Annotated in this window: 17 protein-coding genes; 3 read left to right on the forward strand and 14 right to left on the reverse strand. The window is 39.0% G+C overall.

Annotated features, from left to right (window positions below):
• Nucleotides 1–105 precede the first annotated feature (105 nt).
• The 11 genes from arfA to V7266_RS04105 all read right to left on the reverse strand — a co-directional run bounded on the left by arfA (nucleotide 106) and on the right by V7266_RS04105 (nucleotide 15,241).
• Complete coding sequence (gene arfA, locus V7266_RS04055) at nucleotides 106–1,617, reverse strand: arabinosylfuranosidase ArfA (protein ID WP_335466007.1); 1,512 nt, start codon at nucleotides 1,615–1,617, stop codon at nucleotides 106–108.
• A gap of 65 nt (nucleotides 1,618–1,682) precedes the next feature.
• Nucleotides 1,683–1,955, reverse strand: coding sequence for a DUF6171 family protein (locus tag V7266_RS04060; RefSeq protein WP_335466009.1), 273 nt, complete (start codon nucleotides 1,953–1,955; stop codon nucleotides 1,683–1,685).
• A 23-nt stretch (nucleotides 1,956–1,978) separates the two neighbouring features.
• Nucleotides 1,979–3,466: an alpha-N-arabinofuranosidase gene (locus V7266_RS04065; protein WP_335466011.1), complete on the reverse strand. Its 1,488-nt coding sequence runs from the start codon at nucleotides 3,464–3,466 to the stop codon at nucleotides 1,979–1,981.
• A 247-nt stretch (nucleotides 3,467–3,713) separates the two neighbouring features.
• The gene (gene tkt, locus V7266_RS04070) at nucleotides 3,714–5,729 is read right to left on the reverse strand and encodes a transketolase (protein ID WP_335466013.1); all 2,016 of its coding nucleotides are present in this window, start codon (nucleotides 5,727–5,729) and stop codon (nucleotides 3,714–3,716) included.
• Between the two features lie 108 nt (nucleotides 5,730–5,837).
• Complete coding sequence (araA, locus tag V7266_RS04075; RefSeq protein ID WP_335466015.1) at nucleotides 5,838–7,319, reverse strand: L-arabinose isomerase; 1,482 nt, start codon at nucleotides 7,317–7,319, stop codon at nucleotides 5,838–5,840.
• A 113-nt stretch (nucleotides 7,320–7,432) separates the two neighbouring features.
• On the reverse strand, nucleotides 7,433–8,128 hold the full coding sequence (araD, locus tag V7266_RS04080; protein ID WP_335466017.1) for an L-ribulose-5-phosphate 4-epimerase: 696 nt from the start codon (nucleotides 8,126–8,128) through the stop codon (nucleotides 7,433–7,435).
• A gap of 366 nt (nucleotides 8,129–8,494) precedes the next feature.
• A complete protein-coding gene (locus V7266_RS04085) occupies nucleotides 8,495–10,093 on the reverse strand; it encodes a xylulokinase (RefSeq protein WP_335466019.1) in 1,599 nt (532 codons plus the stop codon).
• A 212-nt stretch (nucleotides 10,094–10,305) separates the two neighbouring features.
• Nucleotides 10,306–11,769 carry an arabinan endo-1,5-alpha-L-arabinosidase gene (locus V7266_RS04090; protein WP_335466021.1) on the reverse strand — a complete coding sequence of 488 codons (1,464 nt, stop codon included), beginning with the start codon at nucleotides 11,767–11,769 and terminating at the stop codon, nucleotides 10,306–10,308.
• Between the two features lie 150 nt (nucleotides 11,770–11,919).
• Nucleotides 11,920–12,762: a carbohydrate ABC transporter permease gene (locus tag V7266_RS04095; RefSeq protein WP_335466108.1), complete on the reverse strand. Its 843-nt coding sequence runs from the start codon at nucleotides 12,760–12,762 to the stop codon at nucleotides 11,920–11,922.
• A gap of 83 nt (nucleotides 12,763–12,845) precedes the next feature.
• Complete coding sequence (locus V7266_RS04100) at nucleotides 12,846–13,736, reverse strand: carbohydrate ABC transporter permease (RefSeq protein WP_335466023.1); 891 nt, start codon at nucleotides 13,734–13,736, stop codon at nucleotides 12,846–12,848.
• A gap of 146 nt (nucleotides 13,737–13,882) precedes the next feature.
• Nucleotides 13,883–15,241 (reverse strand): ABC transporter substrate-binding protein, encoded by a 1,359-nt coding sequence (locus V7266_RS04105; RefSeq protein WP_335466025.1) that lies wholly within the window; start codon nucleotides 15,239–15,241, stop codon nucleotides 13,883–13,885.
• Nucleotides 15,242–15,868: 627 nt separating this feature from the next.
• Between V7266_RS04105 and V7266_RS04110 the strand changes: the two genes are divergently transcribed.
• Complete coding sequence (locus V7266_RS04110) at nucleotides 15,869–17,002, forward strand: GntR family transcriptional regulator (protein WP_335466027.1); 1,134 nt, start codon at nucleotides 15,869–15,871, stop codon at nucleotides 17,000–17,002.
• 165 nt (nucleotides 17,003–17,167) lie between these two features.
• The gene (locus tag V7266_RS30695) at nucleotides 17,168–17,767 is read left to right on the forward strand and encodes a YesL family protein (RefSeq protein WP_420491316.1); all 600 of its coding nucleotides are present in this window, start codon (nucleotides 17,168–17,170) and stop codon (nucleotides 17,765–17,767) included.
• Between the two features lie 139 nt (nucleotides 17,768–17,906).
• Here the strand turns inward: V7266_RS30695 and V7266_RS04115 are convergent, their stop codons facing one another.
• A complete protein-coding gene (locus V7266_RS04115; RefSeq protein WP_335466028.1) occupies nucleotides 17,907–19,187 on the reverse strand; it encodes a glycoside hydrolase family 27 protein in 1,281 nt (426 codons plus the stop codon).
• A 118-nt stretch (nucleotides 19,188–19,305) separates the two neighbouring features.
• Nucleotides 19,306–20,184 (reverse strand): AraC family transcriptional regulator, encoded by an 879-nt coding sequence (locus tag V7266_RS04120; protein WP_335466030.1) that lies wholly within the window; start codon nucleotides 20,182–20,184, stop codon nucleotides 19,306–19,308.
• A 255-nt stretch (nucleotides 20,185–20,439) separates the two neighbouring features.
• Between V7266_RS04120 and V7266_RS04125 the strand changes: the two genes are divergently transcribed.
• Nucleotides 20,440–21,855, forward strand: a complete 1,416-nt coding sequence (locus V7266_RS04125; protein ID WP_335466032.1) for a HEAT repeat domain-containing protein — start codon at nucleotides 20,440–20,442, stop codon at nucleotides 21,853–21,855.
• 28 nt (nucleotides 21,856–21,883) lie between these two features.
• Here the strand turns inward: V7266_RS04125 and V7266_RS04130 are convergent.
• On the reverse strand, nucleotides 21,884–22,158 hold a 275-nt coding region (locus tag V7266_RS04130; RefSeq protein ID WP_335466034.1), incomplete at its 5' end, for a helix-turn-helix transcriptional regulator.

The following is a 22,158-nucleotide window of genomic DNA, read 5'->3' on the forward strand; positions in this document are numbered from 1 at the left end:
GCTAGACAATTCTCAAAGTTAAAAACTTTTATACTTTCTTATCTGATAAAAAATAGTCCAAATCCTTATAATCAATTGATTATAAGGATTTGGAATACACTTGAATTACTTACGTTTTGCTAACCGGATAACGTTCCAAGATAACTTAGGAAGTACAGCAGTTACTCCGCCATTCTCCGTCTTAGCGTTGCCGTTAGAATGCGGGGCAACAGGTGTACCTTTTGCTGAATTGGTTTGCTTGATATCATCATTTTCAAGAACAATATGCTCGACTACTTCGTAGCCTTCAAAATTACGGATATCCACTTCTAGGTCTAGGCCTTCTTGAAGGTGACGGTTTACTGCAAAGATCGTTAATGTTTCTTCCTCTTCATTGTAAACAGCTGTTGACTCTAAATATGGAACATCTGTGAAATCCTTGCTGTCATATTTAGGACTTGAAATGATAGGATTTAGCGAAACTCCACGGCCAAATACAGATGTATGCATGTATGGATAGAAAATCGTTTGCTTCCAAGCAGGTCCGTTATCCTCTGTCATAATTGGTGCAATAACATTCACCAATTGTGCAAGGCAGGCAATTTTCACGCGGTCCGCATGCTTTAGCAATGTAATCAGCATACAGCCCACTAATAAAGCATCCTCAAAGTTATAAATATCTTCTAATTGTGGTGGTGCAATGCTCCAAGGTTCAATTCTTTTATCCTGCTCATTGCTGTGATACCAAACGTTCCACTCGTCAAAAGATAGATTAATATTCTTTTTGCCGCGTTTTTTCGCTTTAATATAGTCAGCAATAGAAATGACAGATTTAATAAAATCATCCATTTCTAAGGAAAGGGCTAAATAGTTTGAAATGTCATTGTCACGGTTGCCATAATATTGGTGCAGAGAAATAAACTCAACATGATCATAGGTATGATCAAGAACAGTTGCTTCCCAATCTGCAAATGTAGGCATATTTCTGTTTGAGCTTCCACAAGCAACTAGCTCGATGGAAGGGTCCACCCACTTCATTACTTTTGCCGCTTCTTGGGCAAGACGGCCATATTCAGCAGCAGTCTTGTGACCAATCTGCCACGGACCGTCCATTTCATTCCCTAAGCACCATGTCTTAATGTTATAAGGATCTTTGACTCCATGGGAGATTCGAAGATCACTATAATAAGAGCCGCCGGGATGGTTACAGTACTCAACTAAGTTACGCGCTGCATCAATACCGCGTGTTCCAAGGTTAACGGCCATGTTTACATCCGCGTTTACAAGCTGTGCCCATTTCATGAACTCATTTGTACCCATTTCGTTCGTTTCCGTGGTACGCCATGCTAATTCTAAACGGCGCGGGCGGCTTTCAACAGGACCTACCCCATCTTCCCAATTGTATCCGGATACAAAATTCCCGCCAGGATAACGAACAAGCGGTACTTGCAGTTCTTTTACCATTTCAATCACGTCTTGGCGGAAGCCGTTTTCATCTGCTTGAGGATGTCCTGGTTCATAAATCCCCCCATATACGGCACGTCCTAAATGTTCAATAAAAGAACCGTAAATACGGTTATCAATCTCAGATACTTTAAAATCCTTTTCTAAAATCATTTTTGCCTTTTGATTGGCCATGTTCATTTTACCTCCCATGACATAATGAGTTGTTTTTTTATTGGAGTAACTACTATAAATTCTAATTAACTGACTTTATCCCATTTTGGGTTACCTGCAAATGGACAGCTTTTGTTTTTAAACTTGGCCCGATAGCGGACGATACATCCGCTATGAGCACAAGTCGTACCATATTGCAGGGAAGGACAAGTTTCACAAGTCTTTAATCTTGCTAGGTAAACCTCGTCAGAAACAATAACAGTTGGATTCTCCTCGGCTTCGTTTACTAATTCTTGAATGACCTCTTCTGTTACCATGACACTTTCCAAGCAGCCCTTGCACAGACTTTTTTGTTTCACTTGTCATTCCCCGCCTTCTACTTTTATTCAATAACTAATGTCACAACAGACATTGCTGGAAGCTTGATGGCCAATTTATTATTTTCAACGGTTACACCAGTAAATTCAACTGGCTTCACAACATCCGGCTGTTCAAATGTATTATGAGCATTCATCGTGTCCGCAGTGATAATGGTGCCTGACACCTTTGTATTTACTGCACTAATACCGCGAAGATCTAAATCCAATTCAGCGCCATTTTGGTGATCGATATTACATAAGCTTACATGGATTTTTCCTTCCGCATTTTTCGATGCAGATACTGTTACCTGCGGTAATGTTACACCATTGTACTCGTAAGTGCCGAATGATGAATCAACAGCTAACAACTCAGCATCCTGATGGACTTTGTACATATCAAATACATGATAAGTTGGAGTAAGGATCATCTTCTCGCCTTCAGTCAGAATCATGGCTTGTAATACGTTAACTGTTTGCGCAATATTTGTCATTTGAACACGGTCCGCATGGTTATGGAAAATGTTGAAGTGTAATCCAGCCACTAGTGCATCACGGATTGTATTTTGCTGATATAAAAATCCTGGGTTTGTACCTGGCTCAACATCAAACCATGTACCCCACTCATCAATGATCATGCCAATCCGTTTTTGTGGATCATACTTATCCATAATCGTGCTGTGTTTTGTAATTAACTCATCCATATGAAGAGCTTTTTTCATGGTAACGAACCATTCATCTTCTGGGAAATCAACAGCAGAGCCTTTTCCTAACCAGAAGTCTCCTGGTATAGTGTAATAGTGAAGGCTTAGTCCATCCATTAGCCAGTGAGCATTTTTCATTAACACTTCTGTCCAGTTATAGTCATCGACATTCGCGCCGCCGGCAATTTTATAAACTTTGTTATTTCCATAATTTCTTACGTAAGTTTGGTATCTGCGATATAGATCAGCATAATACTCAGGACGCATGTTTCCGCCGCAGCCCCAGTTTTCGTTACCTACACCAAAGTATTTTAACTTCCACGGCTCTTCACGGCCATTTTCACGTCGCCAGTTAGCCATTGGTGATTCGCCTTCAAAGGTCATGTATTCAACCCACTCTGACATTTCTTGAACCGTTCCGCTCCCAACGTTTCCGCAAATATATGGCTCACACTCTAGTAATTCACATAGAAGCATAAATTCGTGTGTACCAAAATGGTTGTTTTCTACAACACCGCCCCAATGGGTATTAACCATGCGTTTCCGGTTTTCCTTAGGACCAATGCCGTCTTTCCAGTGATATTCATCAGCAAAACAGCCGCCCGGCCAGCGAAGGACTGGTACTTTGATGTTTTTTAATGCTGTTAATACGTCATTTCTAATACCTTTTGTATTTGGGATGGAAGAATCCTCACCAACCCAAATTCCCTCATAAATACATCTTCCAAGGTGCTCTGCAAAATGACCATAGATATTTTTATTGATTTTTCCTTTTTGGATATCTGCGTTGATAATTACATTATTAGCCACCAAAAACGCCTCCATTTTGAGTTATTAGTATGACTCTGTTTAATTGGGTTGTTGATTTCCACTCCAGGCGCTCGCTTTCCGCGGGCGTGCCGGTAAGCCTCCTCGGCGCTATTGCGCCTGTGGGGTCTCACCTGCCCCGTACTCCCGCAGGAGTCGAGCGCCTTCCGCTCCAATCAACTGAGTAAAAAAACAACAATGTCGTTTAACCTTACCTTTTATTTAAATGTGACCACGTTATTTCTTGCTTTTATAGACGGTCTTTTATCTTCGTAATGATGCTCTCTGGTGTAAATCCGTATTCTTTAGCAATCTTATCTCCTGGTGCAGATGCCCCAAATGTACGAATTCCAATGACAAGTCCTTCTCTGCCGACATATTGTGCCCAGCCTTGTGGTGAAGCTAATTCAATCGCCACGTTAAGCTTAATGTCATTTCTCAGAATTGATGCTTGATATTCAGAAGTTTGCTGGTCAAATAACTCCCATGACGGCATGCTGATAACACGCGTACTGATTCCTTCTTTTTCTAAACCGGCTTTGACATCCAAGGCAAGATTTAATTCAGATCCGGTAGCAATCAGCTGAACAACAGGCGTTTCAACTGCACAGTCTGCCGCAATATACGCACCTTTGGTTACTTGTTCATTGGCCGTAACTGCATCCGTGTTAACAGTCAGATTTTGTCTAGTTAATACTAGCGCAACAGGACCATTTTGATTGGTAACAGCATATTTCCAAGCTGCTGCTGTTTCATTGGCATCTGCTGGGCGTAACACGGTTACATTTGGAATGCCGCGCAGAGCAGATAATTGTTCGATTGGTTCATGTGTTGGTCCATCTTCACCGACAAAAATGCTATCATGAGTAAACACGTAAACAACAGGTAAGTTCATTAGTGCCGATAATCGGATTGCTGGACGAAGATAATCAGAGAACACAAAGAAAGTCGAACCAAATGGTTTAACGCCTCCGTGAAGGGCCATACCATTTACGACGCCTCCCATTGCAAACTCGCGTACTCCAAAATAGATATTACGCCCTTCATAATGACCTGGTGAGAATCTTCCTAAGTCCTTCATGTGTGTCATCGTAGAAGATTCAAGGTCTGCGGAACCGCCAATTAAATTTGGTGTTTTTCTAGCAAGGGCGTTTAACACTTGTCCTGAAGCCACTCGAGTTGAAAGAGATGTTCCTTTCTCATAAACAGGTACTTCCTGATCCCAATCTTCTGGAAGTTCCCCTTTAAGCTCTCTTTCAAGACGTTCAGCAAGTTCTGGGAACGTTTGCTTATATTGACTTAATAATTCGTTCCATTGCTGATTAGATTGGATTCCTTTTGTTTTAACTTCGCTCCAATATTCCTTTACCTCTTCTGGAATATAGAAATCTTCTTGCGGCCATCCATAAAATTCTTTTGTTAATTTTACTTCCTCTGCTCCAAGCGGAGAGCCATGGGTACCTTGATGTCCACCCTTTCCGCCTTTGTTAGGGCTTCCATAGCCCAGAGTTGTTTTTACCTCAATTAAAGTTGGCTTAGTTAACTCTTTCTTTGCATCAACAAGCGCCTCTTCGATGGCTGCTAAGTTATTTTCTTCTTCCACTCGAAGGACCTGCCAGCCATACGCTTCAAATCGCTTCGCCACATTTTCAGAGAAGGAAAGATTCGCTTCGCCATCAAGTGTTATATTGTTAGAATCATAGATTAATATTAATTTGCCCAATTGCAGGTGGCCGGCCAATGATGCTGCCTCTGCAGAAACACCTTCCATTAAGTCGCCATCTCCGCAAATTGCATATGTATAATGGTCAATAAGCGGGAAGTTTTCACGATTATAAACGGAAGATAAATGTGCTTCAGCCATCGCCATTCCGACACCCATAGCAACACCTTGACCTAATGGACCAGTTGTTGCATCAACACCTGCTGTATGCCCAAACTCAGGGTGCCCAGGGGTTTTACTTCCCCATTGTCTAAATTGTTTTAAATCTTCGAGTGACACGTCGTATCCACTCAAATGCAGTAAGCTATATAACAACATCGATCCATGTCCAGCCGAAAGAACGAAGCGGTCACGATTGAACCAGGTTGGGTTTGCTGGGTTATGATTCATAACTTTTGACCATAAAACATGTCCGGCAGGTGCCATTCCCATTGGCATCCCTGGATGACCTGATTTTGCTATTTCGATTGCATCAATCGCAAGTGTTCTAATGGTATTGACTGCAAGCTGTTCTACTTGCAATTTATCAACTGTTTGACTCAAAAATTATCTCCCCTTTATAGCAATAGAAATAATGGTCTTAAGTTACCATCAGGGCTATTATTTCTAATAGCCCTGATTTTTTTATTAAATAGTTTTTACCCTTTTTAATTAACGAAAGATAACGTCGTTCCAGCGGATTTCGTTATTAAATGCATGAGTGTTTGTGTCATTATTAATTACTAGGAACTCAATACCAGCTAGTTCAGCAAAGTCTCTAAGCTGTTCAGTTGTTACTTTATATGAGAAGCCGGTATGGTGCGCCCCGCCAGCCTGGATCCAGTTTTCAACCGCTTGGCTTAAGGATGGCTGAGTCTTCCATAATACGCGTGCAACAGGAAGCTTTGGCATATCCTTTTCTAGCTTTACTGCATCTACTTCATTTACAAGAAGACGGAAACGATGTCCAAGGTCCACGATAGTTGCATTTAATGCTGAGCAACCGCCTTTTCCATCAAATACAATTCGAGCAGGGTCTTCTTTACCGCCGATTCCAAGTGGATGAACTTCGATTCTCGGACGAGTTGCTGCAATGGTTGGACAAACTTCAAGCATGTGAGAACCAAGTACCATTTCATTCCCTGGCTCAAAATGATAGGTGTAATCTTCCATGAAGGACGTTCCTTCATTTCCTGCAATAATTTTCATCAGTCTTACAAGTGCAGCTGTTTTCCAGTCGCCTTCACCAGCAAAACCATAGCCTTGTTCCATTAAACGCTGCACCGCTAAACCAGGAAGCTGACGGATTCCATGTAAATCTTCAAAAGTAGTGGTGAATGCTGTGTAGCCGCCTTCTGTTAAGAAGGCTTTCATACCAAGCTCGATTCTTGCTTGATAACGGATGGCATCACGAACCGGACCATCTGTAAGTCCATCTGGAGTAATATCATATTGCTCTTCATATTCAGTCATTAACTGGTCAATTTCTTGTTCTGTTACATCATTCATGCGTTGAACGAGGTCACCCACTCCGTAACCGTTTACTGTCCAGCCAAACTTGATTTGCGCTTCTACCTTATCACCCTCTGTTACCGCTACTTCGCGCATATTGTCACCAAATCTTGCAACTTTAAGAGATTTGCTTTCCTGGTATGCAGCTGCTGTTCTCATCCAGCTGCCAACACGTTCTCTTACTTCTTGGTTTTCCCAATGACCAACAACAACTTTACGCTTTACTTTCATGCGTGCAGCGATGAAACCATGTTCACGGTCACCATGGGCTGCTTGGTTTAAGTTCATGAAATCCATATCGATTGAATCCCAAGGGATATCACGGTTAAATTGTGTAGCTAAATGTAGATATGGCTTTTGAAGAGAAGAAAGGCCTGCAATCCACATTTTTGATGGTGAGAATGTGTGCATCCAAGTAATGATACCTGCACAATTTTCATCCGCATTAGCTTCTAGGATTAATTTGCGAATAGAATCTGAATCCTTTACTACAGATTTAAAAATTAATTTATAAGGTACAGCAGATTTTAATCCATTAACAATTGTTTTTGAGTTTTCTTCCACTTGGCGAAGTACATCTTCTCCGTATAATAATTGACTTCCTGTTACAAACCAGAATTCATATGCTTTTGTATTTAACACTGTAATTCCTCCTAAGTATGGAAAATATTATAGTAATTTTTATTATATTTTTACTGTATATTCAGTCATCCGTACAAGCTATCCAGGAGTACGGCATTTAGTATTCTATTAGACTACTTCTGTCCGTAATACGCATTCACGCCGTGCTTACGAAGATAATGTTTATCAAGCAAGAATTGGTCGATCGGCTTAATTTGCGGGTTAAGCGTAAATGTATTTAACGCCATTTTGGCTACTTCTTCTAAAACAACCGCATTATGAACGGCTTGGTCTGCATTTTTCCCCCAAGCAAATGGAGCATGACCTGATAATAAAATTCCTGGCATTGCAACAGGGTCAAGTCCTTCTTTTTCAAAGGTCTCAATTATCACATTGCCTGTTTCAAGCTCATATCCACGATCAATTTCCTCTTGGGAAAGGGTGCGTGTACAAGGAATTTCTCCATAAAAATAATCAGCATGTGTCGTCCCAAGCGCTGGAATTGGACGTCCTGCCTGCGCCCAGCTTGTAGCACCTGGGGAGTGCGTATGAACAATTCCTCCAATTTGCGGGAATGCACGATACAAGGCAAGGTGTGTTGGTGTATCAGAAGAAGGTCTTAAGCTCCCTTCCACGATGTTTCCATCTAAATCTAATACAACTAGATCATCGATTTTCAACTCATCGTAAGGTACTCCACTTGGTTTAATAACGACAAGGCCTGTTTCACGGTCAATTCCGCTCACATTTCCCCAAGTAAACGTAACTAAACCATGCTCTGGAAGCGCTAAGTTAGCTTCCAGCACCTCTTTTTTCAAACGTTCTAACATACGGTTTCTTCCTCCTTCTTCTCTATTGCGCTTTTTCTAAATCATTTTCAATGTTTTCATCACATTGTTCTCGCCGCGGTCAAAGTTGATTATAGGCGGGCATATTCAATGAAAATCACATTCCTTAATAAGAATACGTTTACAAATCTAAAAAAAATATTTTCTTAATCTAAGAATGATGAATAGCTGCGTCAGTCATTCTATAAAAATATAATTATTATACGTACAAGATATTTAATAAGATTGACAATCTTATCAACAAGTCATGCGAACAACTTTAACTTGTACGTATAACCTTGATTAAATTTTACCATCTATCTGTTTTTTTTCAATGGTATTTTTAAATTAATTTACGTTTTTTACTATTTACTTTAGATTGACTACTGCTGCTCTTTCGATTGCGAGGCCGTTGGTATAACGTTTCATAAACTGCTCAAATCCCTCAACATCCTTTTGAACAGGAGACACAGTCGTACCAGCTTTTTCTGCAAATACCTTGTGGCTTAAGTACTCTTCCAACGTTTCATTTTTGGATTTGTTTATCAGATATGATGCAAGCAGTGCAATCCCCCATGCTCCTCCCTCTCCAGCAGTTTCCATAACAGAAACAGGAACATTTAGAGCAGCGGCCATGATGCTCTGTACAACACCTTTTGTCTTAAACAATCCGCCATGGCCTAGAATTACATCTAGTTCCACTTCTTCTTGTTTAAGAAGAATATCCATACCAATCTTCAGCGCACCCAATGCAGTAGATAAATGTACACGCATGAAATTAGCCAGGTTGAAATTGCTATCAGAAGAACGGACAAACAATGGACGACCTTCTTCAAAGTGGGTAATGTGTTCACCAGAGAGATATCCATATGCAAGTAAGCCGCCGCAATCCGGATCCCCTTGAAGAGCCAAATTGTATAGAGTTCCATACAATTTATTCATGTCAACATCCATACCCATTGCTTTTGAAAATTCGTTAAACAATCCTACCCATGAATTCAGATCTGAAGAACAGTTGTTGGAATGAGCCATCGCTACCAGGTTACCTGTAGGTGTGGTAACAAGGTCGATCTCCGGATAAACCTTGGACAGTTCTTTTTCCAGTACAACCATTGCAAATACTGAAGTTCCGGCAGAAACATTACCAGTACGCTTCGCTACACTATTCGTTGCGACCATACCAGTTCCTGCATCACCTTCCGGCGGACAAAGTGGAATACCAGCCTTCAGCTCACCGGTTACATCCAGAAGCTTTGCTCCTTCTTCTGTAAGTACACCCGCATTTTCGCCGGCTACCAATACCTTAGGCAGAATATCGTCAAGTTTCCACGGCAGATTATTTGGTTCAATCAATTCATTAAATTGATTGATCATGGTTTGATTAAAGTTCTTCGTATTCAAGTCAATTGGAAATACACCTGATGCTTCCCCAACTCCCAATACCTTCTCTCCTGTCAGTTTCCAATGGATATAACCGGCTAGAGTTGTCTGGAAACGAATGTCGGAAATATGCTCTTCCTGATTCAAAATCGCTTGATACAAATGCGCAATACTCCATCTTTGAGGAATATGATAGTTAAACAGTTCTGTCAGTACTTTCGAAGCCTGTTCAGTTATATTGTTTCGCCAAGTTCGAAAAGGAACCAGCAGCTCTCCATCCTTGTCGAAAGCCATATAGCCATGCATCATCGCACTAAAACCGATTGCCCCTACTGTTTGTAAAGCGACTCCATATTGCTGTTTTACATCCTCAGCCATTTTTTGATAGCTGTCTTGTATGCCCTTCCAAATATCTTCAAGGCTATAAGTCCAAATATTGTTCACATAGCTATTTTCCCAGTCATGGCTGCCAGATGCGATTGGTGCATTATCTTCTCCAATTAGCACTGCTTTAATTCGGGTTGAACCAAGTTCAATTCCAAGTACGGTCTTGCCACTTTGAATGGCATCTTTAACATCAAAACGCATGTAATTTCCCCCCTAATTTATAAAAACTTCTTTCATTCGGTCGGTCGATATTAGACAGTCCCGTTGAAGCATCAGTATTACTTCCTAATATTATTATTAGTTATCCTTACAACTCACCTAACAATCAAAACTTGTACGTATAACTCAATTTAAATTTTACCATCCACGAAATTTTTTTCAATGCCTTTTTATATTAATTTACCAGTTTTGAACTATTTATTTATGATTTTCTTGCCCCAGATAACAGTCCCTTCCTGATTCATGCCAGTGAAAACCAAAGTTCCCTTCCAGTTCTCCCAATCCCATGCAGGAAGGACTTTAACCGTATAGTTCCAATAATCCTTTGGTGCAACTCCAGGATCATAGATAGATAATTGTAATGTATTTTCCCCGGTTAATTTCCAATGACTTTTCCCTTTGCCATCCTTCATTTTTCCATTTGGCAGTAATTGAAGATTGGTAGAATGTTCCATTGTATCGTCAAAGCGATTGAGGACAATCTGCTGCCAGTTTCCTATTAGATTGGACTCTATGACTTTTTGCTCTTCCTCACCTGCATATCGTTCTGGTGAGACTACCGGCCAGCCATCATCCGTCCAGACAATTTTTCTTACATGCAAATGCGACCAATACTTATCCTCGCCCGCTCTGGCATTGTGAATGAGATAATAGTTTTCTCCATCTTGAAGTAATCCATTATGTCCTGTTCCCAGCCAGCCAGTATCTTTTCCAAACTTATATGGGGCCACTATTTTATTACCTGTATTAAAGGAGTCATCGCTAGGGTCTACCATGTCCTTATGGTTATAGTCTAAAAAAGGCCCTGTAATATTCTTCGACCGGCCAACTCTCACATTGTACGTGTCTTCTAACCAATCATAGGAAACAGTTAAATAATAGTAACCTGTTTTTTTGTTATAAATGATTTCAGGACCTTCGATTCCAGCACTCATATCTTTCCTCTGGGCAAGGAGCGTCCCTTGATCATTTGAATTTACTAGTTTTCCCGTGTTTTTATCGACTTTTGAGATAAAGATGCCGCCAAAATAGGATCCATACACCATCCAGGGCTGACCATTATTATCAATTGTTATGTCCGGGTCAATGGCATTAACCGTATTGCCATCTCCTTCTTTGGTTTTAAATACGGCTCCTTCATCCTTCCATGGTCCCTCGATCTTGTCACTTGTTGCAAGACCAATATAGGAATTTCTCTTTCCCACTTCAGAAACAGAATAATATAAATAGTATTTTCCATTCATTTCAATGACGCTTGGGGCCCAAAAGGTAGTTCCATGCGTCCAATCCCAGGCCTCCTGGGATACTTGATCAAAGACGCGTCCAGCAAATTTCCAATGAATCAAATCCTTAGATTTTCTGATTTGGATGCCCGGAGTGGGCGGTGCTCCGACCATATAATCGGTAGAAAACACATAATACCAACCGCCCGCTTTAATAATAGCTCCATCATGGGTGAAATTAGTCGTCCACTTCTTTTCGTCGTAAAGAACATCTGTATTCACATTTTTAATTGGTGTTTTTGCCGGCGCTGAAGGCAGCTCTATTCCTGTAAAATCATTATCCTTTGGATGAAAATATCTAAACCCGATGATAGATATAGGGATGATTATAATCAGAAGGACAACACTCAGGATCAATTTGGTTTCAATTTTCATTCACTATTCTCCCAGCATTTAAAACGACTTAAGTATCTTTGTTATAAGAAAGGGCACCTATCAAAACAAGTGATAATAAGTGCCCTTCCATTTTTCTTCTATTAAACTGTAAATGTTTATGATTAAAGCACTAGCATCTAATAAGTTAGATCAGCCTTTAACACCAGAAATAGCAATCGATTCTATGATTTGTTTTTGGAAGATAATGAATACGATTAACATTGGCAATAACGCGACCATCGAAGCCGCCATAATCAGCGGGTAGTCACTTTGAATAGCGTATGATGCGTTAAAGTTTGCAATAACTAACTGCAATGTTTGTTTCTCTGGTGAGTTCAAGTAAAGAATTGGACCTAAGTAATCATTCCAGATTCCCATGAACCATAGAATTAACTGGGCAGCTACCGCTGGTTTAATCAATGGAAAGATAATTTTATAAAAGATTTGAAAATAAGAGCATCCATCAATTTTTGCCGCTTCAATGATTGAATTTGGAATGCTCGTTAAGAATTGACGTAAAAAGAAAATCATGAAAATGTTGCCAAACAATCCAGGCACAATTAATGGCAATAGACTATCAATCCAGCCAATATTTGAAAACATAATAAATTGCGGAATCATCACAACAGGATATGGAATCATAACGGAAGCAAAGAGTGTAATGAAAATTTTATTCTTTCCAGCAAAGTGTAATTTTGAAAACGCAAATGCTGCTAAGCTGGATGTAAACGTTCCGATGACTGTGACTGTTACAGCTACAATCAAGCTATTGCCGATACCTGATAATAACGGCCCCATATCCCAGATTTCAGTGTATTTACTAAAAGAAATAGTATGTGGAATCCATACCGGCGGTAAGGCGAAGACATCTTCCTTCGATTTGAGTGAAGTGGAAAACATCCACAATAACGGAGCTATCATGAAGATTGCTCCAATTGTTAATAAGACAAAAATGAATATATTGGTAATTCTATTTTTCTTCTTTTCAGACATTGGTTCTGCTTTAACCGTCTTTTTTGAAATAGCAACTTCCATTTTTTATAGCCCCTTTCTATTACACTTTCATTCACCAATTCTTAATCCAAATCGAAAGAATTCTTCTCGTTGATCTTAAACTGGACTAAGGTAACAATAAAGATGAAAAGTCCCAGTACCAAGGCCATTGCAGACGCATAACCTAATTGGAAGTTACCAAATGCTTTCTGCCAGATGTAGAATACAACCGATGCGGAACTAAATTCAGGACCGCCAGTTGGGGTCATAACGTTAATTTCTGTAAAGATTTGTGCACCGCCAATAATATTTGTAACGATAATAAAGAAGGTTACTGGTTTTACCATTGGTAATGTGATGTACCAAAAGGATTTGAGCGCATTCGCTCCATCTAACTTAGCCGCTTCATAAAAGGATTTCGGAACACTTTGGAGTGCCGCTAAATACAATAACATCGTATAACCTAAGCCCTTCCAAACCGTCATAATAATTAAGGCAGGCTTAACAGTAGCTGTATTTTGCAGCCAGTTTGGACCTTTAATGCCAAACAGATCTAAAAATTGGTTCACTAAACCATAATCGCCATTGTAAGCCCATTGCCATAAAATCGAGATTGCAGCAAGTGAAGAAATAACCGGGATATAATAGAGTACTCGGAAGGTATTTGTTCCAGGGATTCCTCTATTTAATGCTAATGCAAGTAATAATGCTAAAATAATACCAATTGGGATTCCAAGCATCATAAAGATGGTATTATACATAGTCTTATAGAAATATTCATCATGAAATAAATTCTTAAAGTTTTCTAGACCAATAAAATTCATTTGTCCTAAACCGTTCCAATCTGTAAATGCGCCGTAGATTGAATACAATACAGGAACCAAAGCAAATATGAGGAATCCTAAAACCGGTGCCGCGATAAATAAATAGGCATATCTTTGTTCCGTGCGATACAGCTTGGATGTTGTCTTCATCCTTCCCCACCCTTTCACGTGTCTTGTCGAATACATTTCCCTTTCTCTAAATTTCTTATTACTAAAAAAGTTAGATAAAAGGAATAAATGGTGCTAGCTGTACTTCTTTAAACTAGCACCATTTACACTATGTCAATTTGTGGTCACTATTTCTTTGCAGATTGTTTTTCTTGTTGAATGGATGCATCTAAAAGCTTCTGCATTTTCGGCTGTTCTTCTTTTACAAATTCAGCTGCAGTTTTCTTACCATCAAGTACAGGTTGAATATTCTTATAGAATTCATCATACCATTCACCAGTATAGGTGTATTCTGCTGGCCAGTTACGACCGTAGTCATTGATAATATCTAAGAATTCTTGTTTGTTTGCTGGTTTTGTAGATGTATTAGCTGCCCAATCTTCAGCCACTTTTACACTGTTTGGAAGCTGGATTTGCGCATCAACTAATGCTTTTTGACCTTCTTGGTCTGCAGATAGATAGGTTGCTAACTCTGCAGCTGCTTTAGGATTCTTAGTAGTTGCCCCTACACCAATTCCAAGTGAACCAATCCATCCAGCAGTTTTTCCAGTTGAGCCTGCAGGCCATGGAATTAGATCATAATCAAATGGTAATGTAGCATATGTTGCCATATCCCAAGGACCAACAGGGAAGAATGCTAATTGACCTTTCATCCATCGTTGGTATGTGTCAAGGCTTTGCGCTTCAGAAATAGATGGTGTAATCTTGTATTTGTTTTGCTGATCTGCAAACCATTGTAAAGCTTCGATGAATTTAGGATCATCGATCGTTACCTTTGTATGTGTTTTGTCAATCCAGTCTGCACCATTGTCCCAAACAAATGGTGCTAATGACCATTGAACGTTAAATCCAGTACCGAATTGATCAACTTTTCCATCACCATTTGTATCTTTTGTTAATTGTTTTGCTACATCAATAAATTCTTGCCAAGTATATGGCTTATCTTTGTCAGGAAGTGGAATTCCTGCTTTTTCAAACATTGTCTTATTGTAGCCTAGTGCAAATCCACTGATATCTTTTGGTAATCCGTAGATTGCGCCTGTGCCAGTATTTTTGCCGTCATAACGGTATTTGTTTACACCTTTTTCCCACATATCACTTAGCTTAACATCTTTGGAACCTTCAACATATTTCGTCATATCTAGTAAGATACCAGAATTTGCATATGCTTTAACTTGAGCTGGGTTATAGAAGAATACATCCGGAATTTTGTGTCCTGCAATCGCAGCTTTTAATTTTGTATCATATTGATCCGGAGCAACCGAAACAACAGTAACTTTCACATTTGGATGTGACTGTTCATATTTCTTAACTGTTGCTTGATAAGCTGCTAACTCTTTAGGCTGGCCGCGGAACATGAAAGTTAGTTGTGTTTTTCCGTCGCTTGAACCTCCACTAGATGAATTTCCACATCCTGCAAGGATTGATCCAACTACCAAAATCGTAAGCAACAAAAGTGCGCTTATTTTTTTAGATGCTTTAAACAAGTAAATCCCTCCAATTAAATTGATAAAAATTGTGTAAAAATTAAAACCATTGGAAGCGTAATCACTTTTCATTAAAAATAAAGTTTTAATGTTCGTAAACTAGTTAACTCTCAAAAATAGATGTACGGACATGTGAAAGTGATTACAGATGAACCCCTCCTAAAAAGCCTCTTATTATAAGGACTATATCACTATTATTATGATATTTTAGAAGCTTTTTTCTATCGTTTTTTCTACACCTTGAAAGCGTATTCCTTATATTCCAAATATTAATATACCTGTTCGTACATGTCAATCATTTTTCTATGAATTTTCATTTTTTGTACGGACGTGTTAAATGCCTGATTAATAAGCTTTTATTATATTAAATTGGATCGGTTATAACCCGCTTTCCACCAAGTTTCAGCAAAAACTATTTTTAAACACTTTTTAATATCGAGTTACCGATGAAATCAGTCATATTTCTAATGAATTCGACAATATTTCTGTCTTGATTTTAAGATTTAATATATAACGATAAATTAAATTTTTTCATAGTTTTTTTTGATTATTTTTGTTACGATAATGTTATAACTGTTGTACGTATAAGTTAGAAAATTTCATACAAGTTGAAAGAAGGTGATACCAATGGCCCAGAAGACGAAATATAATATGGTAAAAGAAAAAATAACGGAATGGATCACAAGCGGGAAAGTACAGCCTGGCGAAAAGATTTATTCAGAAAATGAATTAGTAAAAATGTTTGGGGTTAGCCGGCATACCGTCCGTCAAGCCGTTGGGGATTTAGTACATGAAGGATGGCTTTATCGTGAACAAGGAGCAGGTACTTTTTGCTCGAATAAATTGTTACAACCAAATTTGGAATCTGAAATGATTTCTCCTATTAAAAGTTTAAATACAAATGGGAAAAATATTGGCGTTATTACAACATATATTTCTGATTATATTTTTCCGTCTATTATCAAAGGAATTGAATCCTATTTAACAGCACAAGGTTATTCGCTAACGTTTGCTTGTACGGATAACGATGTAGAGAAAGAAAAACAGTGCTTACAAACGATGCTGAGCCGGAATATTGATGGTCTAATCGTAGAACCGACTAGAAGTAGCAATTATAACCCAAACATTCATTACTACCTACAATTAGAACAAAATAATATTCCCTATCTTATGATTAACCAGTTTTATTCTCAGTTGATGCCTCCTCATATCATTATGAATGATGAACATGGCGGTTTTATTGCAACTGAACATTTAATCAATCTAGGCCACGAGAAAATAATTGGCCTTTTCAAAACGGATGACCTTCAGGGAGTCAATCGAATGCAAGGGTTTATCCGCGCATTTAGAGAACATAACCTTCCGTTTTTCCCGGATATGGTGATTACCTATACAACAGAAGAAAAGGACAGTAATCTAGTAGAGCAATTACAGCAGTTTTTCACGACAGATGATAAGCCAACGGCAATTGTTTGTTATAATGACCAATTGGCATTGCAGGTTTTATTCATGTTAAGAGGAATTGGATTAAGTGTTCCTGAGGATGTTTCCATTGTCGGATACGACGACTCTTCCTTGGCGGAAGCTACAGATGTCAAACTAACGTCTGTTACACATCCGAAAATGGATATGGGGATTGAAGCTGCAAAATGGATTGTATCTGCCGTAGAAAAACGGGACGGTAATGAGCATTCAACGGTTTATGAACCAGAGCTTGTCATTCGGAATTCAACTGCAGCATTAGTAAAAAACCATAACTGATTTTTATGAGCACGATTTCTTATAAAAAAGGAGCCCCAAACATCCTTGGGACTCCTTTTTAGTAACAAGTTGATATATATTCCATTTTTAAGGGACTGCTTTTATAAAAGAAGCTATGCTATTTTTATGCTTCAAAAAAATATGAGGGAATTTGGTGAAAATACAATGTTTAGATATGACGGAAAATTCTTTCGCGTACTTGAAGTGGTTACAGCGTTCTTTCAGTTAAATATTCTATGGTTGTTACTTTGTATCCCTGTAATAACCATTTTTCCTGCCACAGTCGCAATGTATTGTGTGACCCGCCAATGGATTTTACACAAGGACTATAGTGTTATCAGGCCCTTCTTTCAATTCTTCAAGGAAAATTTAAAACAAAGTTTTGGCCTAGGAATTCTATGGATTGTCTTCTCCGGCCTGTTTTTTTTAGATCTTATGTTGTTGAAAAATGTCGGTTCTTTTCAATATATATTGCTTCCGGTTTTATTTTTAATGGGACTCTTAATTCTCTTTACTTCAATATTTATCTTTCCAACCATCGCTAATTTTAAGGTGAACTGGTTGAATGCCATCAAAAATTCACTATTTTTTTCCATTAGGTATTTACTGACCACTCTTACTGGGATCCTTTATATTGGATTAATGGCACTTATTCTTTTTAAATGGCCAATAACCTTTTTATTTATTTTTAGTCTTGGGGCCTATAGTATTTACTTTCTTTGTCACCGAGTATTTACCAAAATCAACTTAGTTAAATCGTCTTAGATGCTTGTATGGACAAGTATAGCCTTTATATTTTTCCTAAGTAGAGGGTGCTCCCAAAAGTATTCATTTGGAGGCACCCTCTTTTCGATAACAAATTCGTCCGGCTGATGTTATTTAGACACCAACACCCTTGTAATTATTAATATAACTTTATTAAGATGGAGCCGTGCGGCGGCAGCATTTGTTTAATTCCTTCTGTCATTTCTCCAAGCTCTTTCTGGCTCCACACATTTCTCGCTCTTTTCTTATCAGAAAGCCCCAGTTGTCCTAATGTAACCTCAACTTCAGCTGCTTCATTTGTTGCATTAAACAACGCTGCATAAGTATTATTCTCCTGATCCTTTGCCGTCCAGACGATCTTATCATCCTTACGGTAGACTAGGCGATTGCTGTGGCTATTCTGATTTAATTCAAGTACTTCTTTATTTGTTAACAATGAAAGGGTCCATTCATCATTATCCCTTAGCTCTCCGCCAAACATAAGTGGTGAACGGAAAATAGACCAAAGGGTCATCATCGTAACTTGTTCGTCTTTTGTGAATCGAGTCCAGCGGTCCGCCCCGCCTCCATCAAGAGATCGGATGCCAATATGCCCTAATGGAAGCATGTCACAATCAGGCCAATGACCTGCCCCTGTATATTCATTCCACTTTTCACACCGTTCAAACATGCCATATAGTAAATTCCAGTGATCCCAGAAATCATCCGTCATTCTCCACATATTGGCATTTGCTTTTAGGTCTTCCTCATACTCTAATGGAGCTGGGCCTGGGGACAGGCTAAGCACCATATCTCTCCCACAGTTTTCAATTGCCTTACGAATCAATTTGATTTCATCTAAATGGGTGTCATACAGTCGTGATGCAGCGATATCATCCACTTTTACAAAATCCACTCCCCATTCAGCATACATTTGAAACAAGGAATTATAATACTCCTGTGCTCCAACTTTACCGGCATCCACTCCGTACATATCAGTATTCCATGGACAAATGGAATTAGGATGAGCAATATCTCTAGCTCTAGCCTTTGTCCCTAGTATGGGTGCATTGGCATGGACAGCCTGACGCGGAATCCCTCTCATAATGTGAATTCCAAATTTTAATCCAAGGTTATGTACATATTCGGCCAACGCTTTAAAACCAGTACCGTCAGCGGCAGAAGGAAACCGATTGGCTGCAGGAATTAGCCGTGAATATTCATCCATTTCCAGCGGAACGAACGGACGATAAACAGAGGAATTTGCACCAGGTTCATACCATTGAATATCAACAACGACATATTCCCATCCATATGGTTTTAGAAACTCTGCCATATAATCGGCATTTCCCTTTACTTCCTCTTCCCTTACCGCGGCGCCATAGCAATCCCAGCTGTTCCAGCCTAATGGCGGAGTTTTTGCAAATGTGTGATGTCTCATGTTCCCATTCCCTTCCTACTAATTTATTGCTCTTTAAACTAATAATAAGGAATTGCGACAGGTGCATCTACAATAATATTTTGCCCTTTGTTGTAAAATATTGCTCCCCTTTACCGCTTCAATCAAACCTGAGCTCATTTAAGTAAGCCAGATCTTTGCCTAGGCGAAACTCCCCTGGGGAAAAACCAATCCACTCCCGGAATACCTTAATGAAGTAGCTGCCATTGGAATAGCCAATTTTTCTTGCAATCTCTTCTATCGTTAAATTCGTATTCCGAAGGAGCTTAACCGCCTTTTCCATCCGGACTTTTGTTAAATATTCCATAGGTGACAGTCCAGTTGTTTTTTTAAAAAGACGGGTAAAATGATATTTGGATAGTTCTACTCTATTTGCCAGTTCCTCGAGACTTTGCAGGGAAACGTAATCTTCCTCTAAAAAATGGACGGCTTGGACTACTTTTTCAGGCCAGATTTCTTTTTCCTTTTTATAGGCTGTACTATACCGGAACAGCTCCATAATAAATTGATAAACAATAGAAGAAGCACGAAAGCCATCGGTTATTTGATTCTTGCTTGCGGTGAAATAGGCACTTTTCAAGAAAATAATTGGGGGACTATCCTCTGGAATTTTGGGGACCTTGCCGATTAACTTGATAAGTTCTGTCCATTCTTTTTGTATATTTATAGGTCTTAACAAAATAAAATAAAATTCCCAGTTTTCACTATTAGCGGGTAAATAATATCGGTGATTACTTGGGATTTCTACCATAAACGCCGATCCTGCATCTACCTGATGAACGTCACCATCTATCTCAATATTTCCAAATCCCGAAATTGTATATTGGAACAATAGAAGAGGGCCGTCTTTTCGTTTTAAACCATCCCAATCATACGAAGAGTCAGTTATATTCTGATAACCAACAGCAAATAGCTGGTAGAAGGAGCTATTCAGAGTATCTAAGAAACGAAAGCCATATACCCCATATTTATTAGACATAAAGGAACCCCTTGAAAAAAGTAATCGTTTTGGAATCAATCATACTAATTTATCAGTAACAAAAATATAACAACGCGTCTTTTAGTAGTCAATATAGTTTCAATATTTGTAAGATCCGGTTTACTAATTAATAAAGTGTTTTAAAAACCTTAGTATTGTCTATATCCAGATGAATAATCTCTATGTTCTTTCTTGTAGCCTGATTTTATAATAATTTTGTAGATTTAATCTGGATGTTAAAAGGAGGCTATAAAAATGACAGGACGTAACGAACCACTTTTATTAACAGACGAGCAGATGAGGAAGTTTATTAAAGAGGGATTTCTCCTATTAAATACTGATTTTACTGAGGAGTTTCATCAAAGGTTAAACGAGCAGCTATTAAATGTTTACAATGAGGAAGGTAATCCGGGAAACAACATATTACCTAGAGTAACAGAGCTGCAAAGAGTATTTGAACATCCTGTCATTACTGGAGCACTCACCAGCGTACTTGGACCCGATTATATGCTGCATGCCCATAGACATGGACATTATAATGCATCAGAAACGGCTGGTGATTGGCATAAAGATAGTTACTGGGGATATAATCGGATGCGGAACCACCATCCATGGTGGGCAATGATTATGTATTTTCCTCAGGATACACCTGCTGAATTAGGGCCAACAGGAATTTTGCCCGGAACGCAAAATTATGATACTCGAGTTTTTGAAGCGGACGAATTGGACCAGGAGATATTAGCGAGTGGTCCAGCAGGAACATTTGCATTAATTCATTATGATATTTGGCATAGAGCAACTCCCAATAGACTTGGCAAGCCCCGTTTTATGTTAAAATTTGAATTTATGCGCACAGTGGCTCCTACATCACCAAGCTGGAACAATGTAGACAGTTCATGGAAATTATCCGAATCCACAAACACACTACTTGCCCAGCATGATGTGATGTGGGAAGAAACATGGAATTGGCTATCTGGCAAACTTGGGAGCATGTCTGAGACAGCAGATTTCAATTCTAATATAATAAAAGAAAAATTACTGGATTTAGAGCACCCTTATGAACCAACAGCCCTTAATGCAGCCTATGACCTTGCTTCATCTGGGAATAAAGGCGTTAATGCCCTGTTATCAGCACTGCATCATGATAATAGTAACGTCTCCAAACTTGCGGCATACGGCTTATCCATATCAAGTACAGATGCAATACCAGGTTTAATCTCTGCATTAGGCAGCAGCCGTACTTCAACGGTTATTCGTGCTATTTTTGCACTAAGTGAACATAGACATTTGGCTAAAGATGCAGTTCCTGCTTTAATTCCATTATTAGATCATTCTTCTGCTCTTATCCGCAGGTCGGTTGCCGAAGCACTCGGAATGATCATTATTCCTGATAAAGAGGTCGTCTCTGGATTAATTAAGTGTCTACAAGATTCCGACACTCAAGTACGCTTTATAGCTGGTCTTTCCCTCACAAGGTTAGGTGCTCTTGCAGACGCAGCAGTTCCTCACTTAGAAATAGCCTTACAAGATGAAAACAGATACGTACGGGCTCATGCGGCTGAGGCGCTTCGGTATATTGGTACAGAAAGTGCCAACAAGACCTTACTCAATTTCTTATTTAACTCGCGATGGTGCCCGACCACCACACCGGTTAATACATTCTATCCATAAAATTTTAAATTTTAAATTTTGATTGGTTTTAACTGGATTCAGTTGCTAAACCTCGATAAGCTCTTGGAGATAATCCAGTTAATTCTTTGAACATACGCGAAAAATAAGAAAGTTCCAATCCTAACGAATCTGAAATAGTAGAAATAGTAAGTTCACTAATAACCAGCATCTCTTTCGCTTTCTCGATACGCCTTCGATTAATATACTGGATCGGCGAATGACCAGTGAAGTCTTTAAAAATCGATATAAAATAATTTGGATGGAAATTTGTTATTTTTGCTAAGTCCTCTACTGTTATATTTC

Origin of the sequence: Neobacillus drentensis (assembly GCF_036965645.1) — a bacterium.
Lineage (GTDB): Bacteria > Bacillota > Bacilli > Bacillales > Cytobacillaceae > Neobacillus > Neobacillus drentensis_D.